Source organism: Spongiibacter sp. (genome assembly GCF_041602295.1).
GTDB lineage: Bacteria > Pseudomonadota > Gammaproteobacteria > Pseudomonadales > Spongiibacteraceae > Spongiibacter.
In genome coordinates this window covers 16,083-29,328 of the sequence record NZ_JBFIGO010000028.1, presented here as the reverse complement: position 1 = coordinate 29,328, position 13,246 = coordinate 16,083, and the positions used below count along the sequence as shown (strand labels likewise).

Genomic DNA, 13,246 nt, shown 5'->3' with positions numbered 1-13,246 from the left:
TCGACTTCAGAGTTGCTCTGCAGGCTCTGCAGGTGGTGGCCGGCTTCCAGTGCCGCTTGCTGCAGCTGCTGGTCGATATCGGCGAGGCCTTGATGGCCATAAACCTCCGGCTCTCGGGTGCCGAGGAGATTGAGGTTGGGGCCGTGCAGCACGAGTATCGATGCCATGTTTCACCGAGCTAGTTAAAAATTTTGCGTAGTTTGCCGCAATTGAAAAAGCGAGTCCAACGAATCTAATCAATTTTTTACGATGTCTGCAAGTTTCCGGCAAGATTGCAGACGATGCACGGTTTTTGTCGGAAGTAAGTGTTTTCAGTGTTAACACTGCTGGGCGCTGTCAGCGGCCAATGGCGGCTTTGACTATGTCTTTCGTCAGCACCTGAGGCAGCAGCTGGGGCGGCCGGCTGAGGTCGCTGGGGTAGTAGACGTAGAGCGGGATGCCGTTGCGCTTAAAGTCAGCCAGCAGCTGGGTGATGGCGGGGTCGTAGCGGGTCCAGTCGGCCACCACATAGCTGACCTCGGCTTGGGCGAAGGCTTGGCGAATTTCCTTGGTATTGAGCACCAGTGATTCATTGGCGGCACAGGTGATGCACCAGTCGGCGGTGACATCGAGAAAGACGCTGCGACCGGATTCGCGCAGTGCCTGAATCTGGCTGCGGTCAAAGCCCTCACTGTTGTCAGCAGCGGTTTGGCTGTTGAGGCTGGCGTATAGCAGGGCCGGGGTCGCGGCTAGACTCACCAACGCCAGCCACTTGCCGCGGCCACCCAGTGACCACAGCCATACCGCAAAGCCCAGCAGCAGCCACACCAGTAGGGTGCCGGCAATGCCGTTGGCACCGGTTTGGCGGGCTACCACCCAGGCGAGCCAAATGGCGGTGGCGAGCAGCGGAAACGCCATCAGTTGACGCAGGTGAAGCATCCACGGGCCGGGCTTGGGGAGTAGGGACAGCCACTGGGGAAACAGTGTCAACAGCAGTACCGGCAGGGCCATGCCGGCGCCTAGGCTGGCAAATACCAGCAGCGCTACGGCGGGGGGTTGGCTGGCCGCAAAGCCCACCGCGCTGCCCATAAACGGCGCCGTACAGGGGCTGGCGACGAGGGTGGCTAATACGCCAGTAAAGAAGCTGCCGCGATAGCCGGGCTCGCGACTGACGTCGCTGCCGATATTCATCCAGCGGCCACCGAGTTCAAACAGCCCGAGAAGATTCAGCGAGAGTACAAAGAACAGGCTGGCAAGCATTGCCACAAACAGCGGTGACTGCAGCTGGAAGCCCCAGCCGACGGATTGACCGGCTTGCTGTAAGCCGATCAGCAGCGCCGCGACGAGGACAAAGCTGAGCACCACGCCGCCGCTGTAGACCAGGCCGTGGCTGGCGGGGCTGCCGCGGTGGGCATTGCTAAAGCTCAATACTTTCAAGCCGAGTACGGGAAAGACGCAGGGCATTAGGTTGAGCAGGGCGCCGCCAGCGGCGGCCAGCAGCAATATGATGAGCAAGCCCGGGTCGCGGGGATTACTGCTGGCCGGGGGGGCAATCGGCGTTAGCGATGCCACTTCCTGGAATTGGCCCTGGCTGTCAGCGCGGAAATATTGGCTGCGCGGTGGATAGCACAGGCCGGCGTCGGCGCAGCCCTGTGAGCTGAGGGTGATTTGAGTGTTGGCAAACGCATCGATGCCCGCAACGCGCAGGGTGGTGCCCAGATAGTAGACTTCGGTTTTGCCAAAGTAGGGGTCGTCTTTGACTTTGCCAGGGCTGTATTCGATGGTTGTCGGCAGCGTTTGGCCGCCGCGACTGACAAGTACTTCAAAGCGTTCGCGGTAGAGGTAGTAGCCGTCGGCAATGTGCCAGTCAATCTGCAGTTGTTGATCGTCGGTGACGCTGAGTTCAGCGCGGTAGGCCTTCTCAACGGGCAAAAATGTCGGCTGCTGGTCGAAGGAGACGGAGCTGCCATTGTTAAAGGGCGAGGCGTGACTCAGCGCGCTGAGGCTGAGTATACAAAACAGTAATAATAACCGGCTCATAAATACTATCGCTGCGAAGTGGCGTTATCATTGGATGCATCGCGCGGCTGTTGTTACAGTTTGAGGCAACATCCGGGCGCCCATAGTATGTCAGATCGGCGGCGCTGTCGCGGCTCTGTGCTCAGGAGATATCTATGACCCGAAATAGCCTTTTTTGGCTTATGTGTTTATTGCCACTCAGCAGCTGGGGGGTGGATATTCACGATGCCTATGTGCGCGGCTTGCCTCCGGGACAGAAGAATACGGCGGCGTTTTTTTCGCTGCACAATCCTGCGTCGCTGCCCGTGACGCTGCGTGCCGGCAGTAGCGATATCGCTGATCGCCTGGAGATTCATAGCCATGCTGAGCGCAATGGCATGATGAGTATGCGTCGCCAGGACGCGGTGACTATCGGCAGTGGCGAGCGTTTGCATTTCGCCCCGGGGGGCTATCATTTAATGCTTATTAATCTTCGGCGGCCGCTGCGCGATGGCGAGCAGGTAAGTTTTAGCCTGTTGACCGAGGGCGGCGACACACTGCAGATTGATGCCACGGTGCGCAGCGTGCTGAACGAGGCCAGCCCGGCAGGGCATCACCACCATCAACGAGGACAGGAATAATGATCAAACAGCGCATTGGCGACTTGGTGTTTAGCGTCAAGGAAGCCCTGCAGGATTGGCTGGGTAACCGCAATATTGCGCGTATCACGGCTTACGTGGGCTTGGTATATCTAGTGATGGTGTGTCTGCTGGGGATCTATTGGAGTTTTACTCCCGGGCATCCGGCTACGCAGTTTGATCGCGATAACAGCCGTCAGGCGGTGGTTGGATCGGCGACGACCTCGGCGCTGATTGATGTTGCCGAGTTGTTGCTGGATAAACCCGGTGGTTTTATTAGCAATGATATTACCCCCCCGGGGCTGTTGATGGATGATATGCCGGCCTGGGAGTACGGGGTGCTGATGCAGGTACGCGACCTGAGTCGCGCGATGCGTGAAAGCTACAGTCGCTCGCAGTCGCAGTCCCAGGAAGACCCCGATTTGGCCAAGGCTGAGCCGCGCTTTAACTTTTCGTCGAACAGTTGGGCGGTGCCGGCTTCGGAGTCTGAATACCGCCAGGGCATTCGCTACCTGAAGAAATACCGCAGCCGTCTCAGCGATGTCGATCAACCCCAGGCGCAGTTTTATGCGCGGGCCGACAACCTGCGCTACTGGCTGACGGTGGTGGAGTCGCGCCTTGGCAGTCTGTCACAGCGTCTTAGTAGCAGTGTCGGGCGGCCGCGGGTCAATACGGATTTGGCCAATGACCCCAGTGCGCGCCAGTCCACGCCGTCGGCGTCTGAACAGCGGGTGAAAACCCCCTGGCTGAAAATCGATAATGTGTTTTATGAAGCGCGCGGCAGTGCCTGGGCGCTGATTCATTTTCTCAAGGCTGCCGAGCACGACTTTGCCGATGTGCTGGACGATAAAAATGCGACGGTTAGTCTGCGGCAAATTATTCGCGAGCTGGAGGGAACTCAGCAAAGCTTGTTTAGCCCAATGGTGCTCAATGGCAGTGGCTTTGGTCTGTTGGCGAATCACTCACTGGTGATGGCCTCGTATATTTCCAGAGCCAATGCCGCCATTATTGATTTGCGCGATTTACTTGCCCAAGGATAAAGCATGAATCTGTCACGTTTGTTTATGAATGTTGTTGTCGCTGTAAGCAGCTTGGTGCTGGTGGCTTGCGCGCAGAGCCCACAGAAAATCGTGTTGGCACCGACTTTTGCCGAGGCGCCGGAAACATTGGCCAGTGGGCAGCCGGTGCATGTCCGCGTTAGTGATGGCCGCAGCGAGACGGTGCTGGGGAGTCGCGGTGGTGCCTATCGCGATACCGCATTGATCAGTTTGCAAAACAGCTTGTCGTTGGCTGTGCAGCCTGTGTTAAAGGCGCGCCTTAAAGAAATGGGGTTTGCGGTGGATAGCCTCAGTCCCGACACCGCCGACCTGCACGTCGTATTTGAGTCGCTGGTGTACAACCACCCGCTACAGGACGGGGTGGGTTACGATATGGATATGTTGGCAGTGGTGCGTATCGAGGCGACGCGCAGCGACAAGCGTTATGAGGGGCGTTACCGGGTGAAGCGCAAGGAAAAGTTTTTCAACGCGCCCAGTGAGCCCCACAATACCGAGTTGGTTAACAAGTTGGTGGTGGAAGTGCTCGATAGCATGCTGGCCGACTTGAATTTGCAGCGCTTCTTGTTGGCGCGATAAACCGGCGCTCCCCCCCCCAAAAAAAAAGGGCGCCTTGCGGCGCCCTTTTGGCTTGCGGCTTGAACGCTAGGCACCCAATATTTCGCGGCGCAATTCAGCGTGTAGCGGGCCGGGCAGGCGCGGCCCGTAGTGAGAGACCACCTCAGCGGCGGCGCGGCTGGCCAGTTTGCCGGCTTCGGCGTGGCTGCGGCCGTGGCTGATGGCATACAAGAAGGCGCCGGCAAACATGTCGCCAGCACCGTTGGTATCCACTGCCGATACACGGTGGGGAGCGATTTCGTGCAATTGTTCGCCGTCGTATACCAGCGCGCCTTTGGCGCCCAGGGTAATGGCAAATTGCTTGGCGACTTCCTTGATTGCGGTGACGGCTTCATGCAGCGAGTTGCTGCCGGCCCACTGCAGTGCCTCGGCTTCATTGCAGAACAGCAGGTCGACGCCGCCACCGAGCATATCGCTAAGGCCGTCGCGGAAAAATTCGACCATGCCGGGGTCGGAAAAGCTCAGGGCGGTTTTCACGCCGTTTTGTTCAGCGACTTCGCGACCGCGAATGGCGGCAGTGCGACCGCTGTCGGAGGTCACCAGATAGCCTTCCATGTAATAGTATTCGGAGTCGGCCAGTGCGCTTTCGTTGAGTTCTTTGATCGACAGTTCAGCGCTGATACCCAAGTGGGTGTTCATGCTGCGCTCGGCGTCGGGGCTGATGAGGACCAGGCACTTTCCGGTGGTGCCCGGGTCGCGGTTCAGGTCAAAATTACTGTCGACGCCGGCAGCGCGAATATCTTGCAGGAAAAAGTCGCCGTGGGCGTCATTGGCCACTTTGCAGGAGTAGTAGCCGCTGGCGCCAAAGTAGGCGGCGGCGACAACCGAGTTGCAGGCTGAGCCACCACTGGCCTGGCGAGAGTGAACCAAGTGGCCTTCCAAACTGTCCAACAAGGCCTGCTGACGCGCCTCATCGACCAGAGTCATCAAGCCTTTCTCTACGCCCATTTGCTTCAGTTCGCTGTCTTGCACTTGGATTTCGGTGTCGACCAAGGCCGCGCCGATGCCGTAAACATGATATTTTTTCATCTTATTTGCCAATAACTTGCAGTAAAGTGCGGGCTATTATCCCCGCCTAGACGGGATTTGTAATTCAACGAGAGCGTTTCATGCCAAACAAGAAAACTACCGTTCGCCGCTTTTGGGCACGACTGCCGCGGCCGCGCAGTTGGCGCGAACTGTTTTTCAAGCTTTGTATCGCGGCGCTGGTGCCGCTGCTGGTGTTTTTCGCTTACTGCGATGCCAAGGTGCGCGGGGCGTTTGATCCGCAGCGTTATGACCAGCCCGCTAAGGTTTATGCGCGGCCTTTGGTGCTGGCGTCAGGGGCTGTGCTAACGGCCTTTGAGCTGGAGGAAGAGCTTGCCAACCTCGGTTACCGCAAAGCGCGCTTGGTGAGCGAACCCGGCAGCTATTGGCGTCAGGGGGATGTTTTAACCATATATTTACGGGCCTTCGACTTCGCGGACGGTCGCCGCGAAGCCCGTAAGATCACCGTTCAAATGGCGGCCACTACGGTGGGCATAGTGCGCAATGCCTTGGGTGAGCGCATTGTTGAAGAACAGCTGGAGCCCACGGTGATTGGCGGGGTGTATCCCGATCGGCACGAAGATCGCCTAATGTTGTCGCTGGACGAGGCGCCGCAGATGCTGGTTGAAACCCTATTGCAGGTGGAAGATCGTCACTTTTATTCGCACTTCGGCATCTCGCCGCGCAGTATTGCGCGCGCCTTGCTGGTTAATTTAAAGGCTGGGCGCACTGTGCAGGGCGGTAGCACGCTAACCCAGCAGCTGGTCAAGAATACCTTGCTGAGTAATGAGCGCAGCTTGTGGCGGAAATTTAAAGAAGCGGCCATGTCGCTGTTGACCGAGTTGCATTACAGCAAGGATCGTATTCTTGAAGCCTATCTCAACGAAGTGTACCTCGGGCAGGAGGGCAATCGCGCAATTCACGGCTTCGCGCTTGCTGCGCGCCACTATTTCAATCGGCCGCTGCAGGAGCTGGATTTAGCCCAGGTGTCGATGTTGGTGGGCATGGTGAAAGGCCCTTCTTATTACGATCCCTGGCGTCACCCGGCTCGCGCGGTGGCGCGTCGCAATACGGTGTTGGCGGAGCTGGCCGAGGAGGGCTGGTTGAATCCCGAGCAGCTAAGGGCCTGGCAGGCGGAACCCTTGAGTCTGTCAAAAAGCTCTGCACTGGCCGGCGTGTATCCCGCTTATGTGGACTTGGTGCGCCGCCAGTTGAGCCGGGACTACGCCCGCCAGGATTTGCAGAAAAAGGGCTTGCGGATTTTTACGCCTTTTGACCCTTTGCTGCAGCGTCGCGCAGAGGCGGCGACTGCCAAGGCTCTGGCACAGCTGGAGAGTCGCAAAAAAGACCTGCAGGTGGCAATGGTGGTGACCGCCGTGGATAGTGGCGATGTGGTGGCGGTGATTGGCGGTCGGCGGCCGCGCTATGCCGGCTTTAACCGTGCCCTGGACGCTCTGCGGCCGATCGGTTCGCTGGCTAAGCCGGCGGTGTATCTCACCGCACTTAATCAGCCCGAGCGCTACAACCTGCTCACTCCGTTGCGCGATGAACCGCTGAGTGTGCCCAATGCCGATGGCAGTTTGTGGCGGCCACTCAATTATGACCGCAAGGCCCACGGGATGGTGCCGCTGCACAGTGCACTGTCGCATTCCTATAATTTGGCTACGGCCAATCTCGGTTTGGATGTTGGCTTGGGCAGTGTGATGGAAATGTTCCAGCGCCTGGGTGTACACCGGCCGCTGCTGGAGGTGCCATCGATGCTGTTGGGGGCTGCTGCATTGGCGCCGATAGAAGTGGCGGCAATGTATCAGACGATCGCTGCCGACGGTCGCTATACGCCGCTGCGTACTATTTATGCGGTATCCGATGCTAACGGCAAGCCGCTGGCACGTTATCCCCAGCAACCCAAGCAGGTGCTCGATCCAGCACCCGTGCACCTGTTGCAGTACGCCATGCTGGAAACAGTGCGCGAGGGCACCGGCAAGTCGATCTATAATGTGTTGCCCAAGGACTATCGGGTAGCGGGTAAAACCGGTACCAGTAACGATACTCGCGACAGCTGGTTCGCCGGGTTCGCCGGCGATTATTTGGCGGTGGTTTGGATCGGGCTGGACAATAATGCCTCTACCGGTTTGACCGGTGCCAGTGGCGCTTTGCGTGTGTGGCGGCAGTTTATGGCCGAGGCCAGTACCGAGCAAATGCCCTTTGCCCGGCGAGATAATATCGAGTATCTGTGGGTGGATGCCGATACCGGGCTGCGCAGTCAGTCCTGGTGCGACAATGCGCGCTACATGCCGTTCATTCGCGGCAGCGAGCCCCAGGGTAGCGGCGGATGTAAGCCCGACGGCGAAAAAATGTGGAATTGGTTTAAAGGGGTGTTTGACTGAGATTTAGGTCGTCCCTGACAACAGCGGTATAACCTCCGGCATGGCAGGGAATTAACTCCAGTCGCTGGTTGATACAGTCAGGGATTTCGTCGGCGCGGTGACTCACAAAAAGTATTTGTATTTGGCTCTGCGCGGCTATTTGATCCACCGCGCCCAGCAGTCGCGCACGCTGTTGTTCGTCCAGGCCAATGCAGGGTTCGTCGAGAATTAAAATGCGCGGTGATTTCACCAGAGCTCTGGCCAGTAATATCATCCGCTGTTGCCCAAATGATAGGCGCTCAAAACGCTGCTCGCGCAGCGGGAGTAATTCCAGGGCGTCTAGCCAGCGCAGTAACAATTGTTGCTGGGTGGCAGTGGGTTTGTCGTAGAGTCCAATAGAGTCAAAGAAGCCCGAGGCGATCACGTCGATGGCCTTGACGCGCTTGAGCTGATTGAGTTGCATGTTGGTATTGAGCAGGCCGAACTGTTTCTTGATATCCCAGATACTTTCACCGCTGCCCCGGCGTTTGCCAAACAGCTCGACATGCTGGCCGTAGGCCTTGTCGTTGTCACCGCAAAGCAGCCCCAGCAGAGTTGATTTTCCCGCGCCATTGGGGCCGCTAATCCAGCAGTGTTGCCGGGGCAGAAGCCGCCAGTTAATGTCGTGCAAAACGGCTGTGCCGCGAAAGCTCACATTGACACTGCGCAGCTCTAGCAAGGGCGAATCAGCTGGCCAGGCTTCGCTCACGGAGATCGGCAGGGGTTTGCTGAAGTGCCGGCGCGGGGCAAAGTGCTGACGGGCCTGTGCGAGGCTGCAGTGGGCGCTGATCGCGCCGTTTTCCATGATTTGTACTTCGTCAATGCCGGCCGGAATGTCTTCGCTGCTTTTGGTCAACAATAGTACTGGCGTGGGCGAGGCGATGAGTTCGTCTAACAACTTGCGTATATCGCGCTGTGCTTGACTATCCAGGCCCTCCAGTGGGTTGTCGATAATTATCGCCTTTGGCTTTGCATACAGGGCGCGGGCCAACAGGGTTTTGCGGCTCTCGCCGGTGGAAATAAAGCGAATGCCGCGCTGCAGGATGTGGTCGATACCAAGGCGCTGACAGAGGGTGAAGAACTGCGGGTCGGGTTGCCGGCCCTGTAAAATGGCCTCTTGTACGCGGGTGCCAATGTCAAAGGCGTCGTCCCGAGATTCACTGTCATCGAAACGTCGGTCGTGCTCCATAAGTGCGCGGTGCTGGTCGAAGGAGACATGCAGAATGTCCCGGGGAGCAATACCGGTGCCGAAGCGACGCTCGCCACGGTTGGCGCGCAAGGTGTCGGTCAGCAGTTGCGCAAGAGTGGTTTTGCCGCTGCCATTGCCGCCGACAATGGCGATATGCCGGCCGCTGGGCCAGCTCCAGTTGAAGTTATCCAGCACCGGCTCCAACTGGTAGGCAAAGCGGATATTGTCGAGCTTAACGAGGTAGTCTGGCATGGTCACTGCGTGGCGCGCTGGATGAGAGAGTGGCAACTATAACAAAGGCTGAAGGGCCTGGCTTAGTCACTGGGACATTCGCCGGGGCTGAGGTTATAGAAGTCGATAATTTCATGCCAGGCCTGTTCAGCGGTGTCGACAACGCGGATCATATTGACGTCCTCCGGGCTGATTACACCCTCGTCGCGCAGGAACTCCAAGTTAATGGCGCGGCGCCAAAATTCGTGGCCGATCAATAGAATCGGTACATCTCGAGACTTACCGGTTTGGATCAGTGTGAGGGCCTCAAACAGTTCATCAAAGGTGCCAAAACCGCCGGGAAACACCACCACGGCTTTAGCACGCAGCATAAAGTGCATTTTGCGGATGCCAAAATAGTGGAAACGAAAACAAAATTCCGGGCTGATATAGGGGTTCGGCGCCTGCTCGTGGGGAAGTACAATATTCAGGCCCAGTGAGCGCCCCCCGGCTTCGTGAGCACCGCGATTGCTGGCTTCCATAATGCCCGGTCCACCGCCGGTGACGATGTGCAGCTGCTCGTTGTCGGCACAATTCAGTGAGTGCTCGGTAACCAGCTGGGCGAAGCGCTGGGCCTGTTGGTAGTAGTGGCTGTTTCGCTCGGCGCGTTTGGCTGCGCGTATTTGCGCAGGGTCGCCGCCAGCTTGAGCGGCGCTTAAGCGCTCGGCGGCAGCTTCTGGTGACGGAAAGCGGGCACTGCCGAATACGGCTATGGTTGAGTGCACGCCGTGTTCCTTCAGAATCATTTCCGGCTTTTGCAGTTCTAGGTGAAAGCGCAGGCCACGCAGTTCTTCACGCAGCAAAAAATCGTTGTCTCTGAACGCCAGCCGATAGGCGGCTGGGAAATCGGCCTCGTGGTCGGTAATTTCTTCTCTGGCGGAGGGGAAATTTGCGTCGCGCAATCGGTGTTTGTCTGACATTTGCTGCTACCTTGTCGTTGCTGGCCTCGCCTTTAGTATATGCGAGCTTTCCACTGCCGCGGTGTTTCATTTCCTGTTGTAAAAGCCTGTGTGCATAATAGCGGCTTGCTGCGCGGGCGGTGTGTCCGCCGCTGATCTGATGACTTGTGGATGTTATGGATGATTGAGCCGCTGTTACTTGCCTTGGCGTTTTTAGCGGGACTGGTGTTTCGCCGCATTGATATGCCGCCATTGCTGGGGTTTTTGGTGGCGGGTTTTATTGCCGGAGCGCTGGAGCTGGGTGATCGTCAGGTGATCAGTCTAATGGCTGATGTCGGCGTGGTGCTGCTGCTATTTACCATCGGCCTTAAGTTAAAGGTGCGCGAGCTATTGGCGCCAAGAATATGGGCCAGCGCCAGTCTGCACGCCTTGCTGGTGGTGCCTTTGACCACCCTAGTGTTACTCAGTCTGCACTATCTACTGCCGCAGTATTCGGCGCTGTCGGGGCAGACGGCGTGGATACTGGCTTTTGCCTTATCGTTTTCCAGCACGGTGTTTGCGGTCAAAATTTTTGAGCAGCGCGGTGAGGGCGCGGCGCTGCATGCCCAAGTGGCGGTGGGCATTTTGATCTTGCAGGACTTGATGGCGGTCGCGTTTTTGTTGCTGTCCTCGGACCACGCTCCCAGTGCCTGGGCCTTGTCACTGTTGCTGTTACCGCTGCTGCGGCGGCCGTTGCTCAAATTGCTGCACTTGGCTGGCCACGGCGAGTTATTGGTGCTTTTTGGTTTGTCTCTGGCGCTTGCCGGGGCCTGGTTGTTCGAACTCTTGCAGTTGAAAGCTGGCCTGGGGGCACTGCTGTTTGGCATGTTGTTGGCGAATAGCAGTAAAAGCGTCGAGTTGTACAAGAGTTTGTTGAGCCTGAAGGATATTTTTCTCACGGCGTTTTTTTTGAGTATTGGCTATTACGGTTTGCCGTCGGCCGCTATGTGGTTGGTGGCCTTGCTGTTGGCGCTGTTGGTGCTGCTGCGGCCACTCATCTACTTTGGACTACTGCTGCTGTTAAGACTGCGGGCGCGCACCAGTCTACTGGCCGGTTTGGCGCTTAGCAGCTACAGTGAATTTGGTCTGATCGTTGCCGCGTTGGCGGTGAAGGAGGGCTTGCTGGCCGCCGAGTGGCTCACCATTTTGGCGCTGGCAATGGCGCTGTCGCTATTTGTCGCCGCCGCGCTCAATCGTCGAGCTGCGGGATTTTACCGCCGTTTTGGCGAAACCTTGCAAATCCTTGAGCGAGACCGACTGCTGCCCCTGGAGCGCCGAGTCAGCCTCGGTGACGCCGATATTCTTATTTTTGGTATGGGTCGCATAGGCAGCGGTGCTTATGACTATTTAAGTGGCCATTATCCGGGGCGGATTGTCGGTATAGAGGAGAACGCAGAAAAGGCTGAACAGATGCGCCGCGAGGGCCTGCGTTGCGTTGCCAGCGATGCCAGTGACGGGGATTTTTTGCGGCATGCGGTCTTGGTGCCGCGGCGACTGATTTTGGTCTGTCTAAGTAATCACCGTGAAAATGTCCAGGTGGTGGAAATGCTCCAGGAGTTGGGCTATAGCGGCAAGCTCGCAGCGATTTCTCGCTTTCCAGACGAGCAGCAAGAACTGCAGGCGTTGGGTTGCATCAGCTTTAATCTCTATGCCGAGGCGGGTTATGGCTTTGCCGAACGGGTGGCGGAAGAGTTGGACCTGATAGGCCCATAAACGAAACGGAAGGACGCCGGATAGATTTATGGATTCACATCACCCTTGGTTGCGCGCGGAAATTGCTCAGTGGCTGCGCGAGGGCCTTATCGACGACGAGTTGGCGCAGCGGCTCTATGCTCGCTACCCCGCGCAGGTCAATGAATTGCCTCCGCGGCGATGGGGGCGTTTGTTGTTGGCAGCGCTCGTTGGCTTGTTGCTTGTTCTGGTCGTGAGTCTGCTGTTCAGCTATTTCTGGGACGGTATGCCGCAGCATAGCAAATTGCTGGCAGTTGCGGCGGCCGTGTTGCTGTGCCACGGTTTGGCTTGGTGGCAGCGTGCTGATCGGCGTTTAGCGGAAGCTTTGCATTTGCTGGGGAGCCTGCTGTTAGGCGCCGTGCTGTGGCTGCTTGCGCCGCTCTATTACCCCGACGGTCGCTACGCAGAGGGGATTATGCTGTGGTCGCTGGCGGCTTTGCTGATGGCCTGGTTACTGCCGTCAGTTGCCCATGCTGTGTTGGCCTGTGTGTTGATTTGTGCCTGGACGGTGTTGGAGGTGTCGGAGTTTGAGCAGCCGCATTTTCTGGGTACCGGGTTGTTGCTGGTCGGATTGTTGCCGCTTGCCTGGCGTTTGCGTTCCACCTTGTTGTGGCGCAGTGTGCTGTTGCTGCTGCCGCTGAGTGTGCTTCTCAATAGCTGGTGTATTGATAGTAAAGTTGTACTGTTTCATGGAGCACTGCTTGCCGCACTGTATCTCTGGCTGGAGCGGCTGGCTCCAAGAATGACGTGGACGGGCAGTGTTGCACCGCTCTACCAAAGCGGTATGTTGCTGTGGTGGGGGAGTTTACTATTACTGAGTTTTAGCGAGGTGGCGGCCGATCAGGCAATGCTGGGTTTGTCCACGGCGTTGCCGGCGGCGTTGACCGGCATGTCGTTATTAATCGCTATTGGCGCCTGCGCAGTGTGGAGTTTATGGCATGCCGATTTGCGGCCGCGCAGTGCCGGGCCGCAACTGGAGTTGCTGTGCCTGGCCCTGCCGCTGTTGGCCTTGTGCATTAACCGCCTTCAGTTAGCGCTGCCCGTGTTGCTGCCGCTGCTGGCCAATCTTGCCGTGCTGGTTTATGCACTGATGTTTTTGTACCGCGGTAGTCAGCAGTTGCAGCGTGCTAGCATGGTGGCTGGTGGCGGTTTGTTAGTGCTGCTGTTGTTGGCGCGTTTTACTGATCTTTACCATGGGTTGGCTGAGCGACTGGTCCTGTTGTTGTCGGTTGTACTGCTGCTGGCTGCTGCCGGCATCCGTTTCTCCCGTCAGCAAGAGCGCCGTAAACTGGCCTTGCCGGGTGGTCGCTAAATAGTTTTCGTTGCCGTGACAGGCTGGGGTTGTTGCGTCGCGCATAGCGCCAGCCATGTCGCGGTGAGGCAGGCAAAAAAAAGGCGC

11 protein-coding genes are annotated in these 13,246 nt (G+C 57.7%); 6 read left to right on the top strand and 5 right to left on the bottom strand.

The genetic code is table 11. From position 1 onward, the window contains the following. Both ABYM29_RS07065 and ABYM29_RS07060 read right to left on the bottom strand, forming a co-directional pair. Nucleotides 1-167, bottom strand: a 167-nt coding sequence (locus ABYM29_RS07065; protein WP_372863920.1) for a type II 3-dehydroquinate dehydratase, incomplete at its 3' end; no start/stop codon positions are given. 169 nt (nt 168-336) lie between these two features. Next, the gene (locus tag ABYM29_RS07060; protein ID WP_372863918.1) at nt 337-2,019 is read right to left on the bottom strand and encodes a protein-disulfide reductase DsbD family protein; all 1,683 of its coding nucleotides are present in this window, start codon (nt 2,017-2,019) and stop codon (nt 337-339) included. 134 nt (nt 2,020-2,153) lie between these two features. On the opposite strand from ABYM29_RS07060, the gene ABYM29_RS07055 reads away from it, so the two are divergent. The 3 genes from ABYM29_RS07055 to ABYM29_RS07045 are packed head-to-tail and all read left to right on the top strand — an operon-like array spanning nt 2,154 to nt 4,249. Further along, nucleotides 2,154-2,618: a copper chaperone PCu(A)C gene (locus ABYM29_RS07055; protein WP_372863917.1), complete on the top strand. Its 465-nt coding sequence runs from the start codon at nt 2,154-2,156 to the stop codon at nt 2,616-2,618. Then, nucleotides 2,618-3,655 (top strand): DUF2333 family protein, encoded by a 1,038-nt coding sequence (locus tag ABYM29_RS07050; protein WP_372863914.1) that lies wholly within the window; start codon nt 2,618-2,620, stop codon nt 3,653-3,655. The genes ABYM29_RS07055 and ABYM29_RS07050 overlap by 1 nt, the downstream gene beginning before the upstream one ends. A 3-nt stretch (nt 3,656-3,658) precedes the next feature. Then, on the top strand, nt 3,659-4,249 hold the full coding sequence (locus ABYM29_RS07045) for a YajG family lipoprotein (RefSeq protein ID WP_372863912.1): 591 nt from the start codon (nt 3,659-3,661) through the stop codon (nt 4,247-4,249). A gap of 66 nt (nt 4,250-4,315) precedes the next feature. Here ABYM29_RS07045 and ABYM29_RS07040 read toward each other — a convergent pair whose 3' ends face one another. Next, nucleotides 4,316-5,317 carry an adenosine kinase gene (locus ABYM29_RS07040; RefSeq protein WP_372863910.1) on the bottom strand — a complete coding sequence of 334 codons (1,002 nt, stop codon included), beginning with the start codon at nt 5,315-5,317 and terminating at the stop codon, nt 4,316-4,318. An 80-nt stretch (nt 5,318-5,397) separates the two neighbouring features. Here ABYM29_RS07040 and mrcB point away from each other — a divergent pair, with 80 nt between their 5' ends. Beyond that, nucleotides 5,398-7,701, top strand: coding sequence for a penicillin-binding protein 1B (gene mrcB / locus ABYM29_RS07035; protein WP_372863907.1), 2,304 nt, complete (start codon nt 5,398-5,400; stop codon nt 7,699-7,701). Here the strand turns inward: mrcB and ABYM29_RS07030 are convergent. Then, nucleotides 7,682-9,160 (bottom strand): ATP-binding cassette domain-containing protein, encoded by a 1,479-nt coding sequence (locus ABYM29_RS07030; RefSeq protein ID WP_372863905.1) that lies wholly within the window; start codon nt 9,158-9,160, stop codon nt 7,682-7,684. The genes mrcB and ABYM29_RS07030 overlap by 20 nt on opposite strands. A gap of 62 nt (nt 9,161-9,222) precedes the next feature. Beyond that, nucleotides 9,223-10,098 carry a TIGR00730 family Rossman fold protein gene (locus ABYM29_RS07025; RefSeq protein WP_372863903.1) on the bottom strand — a complete coding sequence of 292 codons (876 nt, stop codon included), beginning with the start codon at nt 10,096-10,098 and terminating at the stop codon, nt 9,223-9,225. 159 nt (nt 10,099-10,257) lie between these two features. On the opposite strand from ABYM29_RS07025, the gene ABYM29_RS07020 reads away from it, so the two are divergent. Together ABYM29_RS07020 and ABYM29_RS07015 are read left to right on the top strand one after the other, a co-directional pair. After that, the gene (locus ABYM29_RS07020) at nt 10,258-11,829 is read left to right on the top strand and encodes a cation:proton antiporter (protein ID WP_372863900.1); all 1,572 of its coding nucleotides are present in this window, start codon (nt 10,258-10,260) and stop codon (nt 11,827-11,829) included. Nucleotides 11,830-11,857: 28 nt separating this feature from the next. Further along, nucleotides 11,858-13,159, top strand: coding sequence for a DUF2157 domain-containing protein (locus ABYM29_RS07015; RefSeq protein ID WP_372863898.1), 1,302 nt, complete (start codon nt 11,858-11,860; stop codon nt 13,157-13,159). Nucleotides 13,160-13,246 lie beyond the last annotated feature (87 nt).

Excerpts from the sequence above, each read along its gene's own strand:
- ABYM29_RS07055 (WP_372863917.1), top strand. The coding sequence starts at position 2,154 with ATGACCCGAAATAGCCTTTTTTGGCTTATGTGTTTATTGCCACTCAGC.
- ABYM29_RS07025 (WP_372863903.1), bottom strand. The coding sequence starts at position 10,098 with ATGTCAGACAAACACCGATTGCGCGACGCAAATTTCCCCTCCGCCAGA.
- ABYM29_RS07060 (WP_372863918.1), bottom strand. The coding sequence starts at position 2,019 with ATGAGCCGGTTATTATTACTGTTTTGTATACTCAGCCTCAGCGCGCTG.
- mrcB (WP_372863907.1), top strand. The coding sequence starts at position 5,398 with ATGCCAAACAAGAAAACTACCGTTCGCCGCTTTTGGGCACGACTGCCG.
- ABYM29_RS07045 (WP_372863912.1), top strand. The coding sequence starts at position 3,659 with ATGAATCTGTCACGTTTGTTTATGAATGTTGTTGTCGCTGTAAGCAGC.
- ABYM29_RS07015 (WP_372863898.1), top strand. The coding sequence starts at position 11,858 with ATGGATTCACATCACCCTTGGTTGCGCGCGGAAATTGCTCAGTGGCTG.
- ABYM29_RS07020 (WP_372863900.1), top strand. The coding sequence starts at position 10,258 with ATGATTGAGCCGCTGTTACTTGCCTTGGCGTTTTTAGCGGGACTGGTG.
- ABYM29_RS07040 (WP_372863910.1), bottom strand. The coding sequence starts at position 5,317 with ATGAAAAAATATCATGTTTACGGCATCGGCGCGGCCTTGGTCGACACC.
- ABYM29_RS07030 (WP_372863905.1), bottom strand. The coding sequence starts at position 9,160 with ATGCCAGACTACCTCGTTAAGCTCGACAATATCCGCTTTGCCTACCAG.
- ABYM29_RS07050 (WP_372863914.1), top strand. The coding sequence starts at position 2,618 with ATGATCAAACAGCGCATTGGCGACTTGGTGTTTAGCGTCAAGGAAGCC.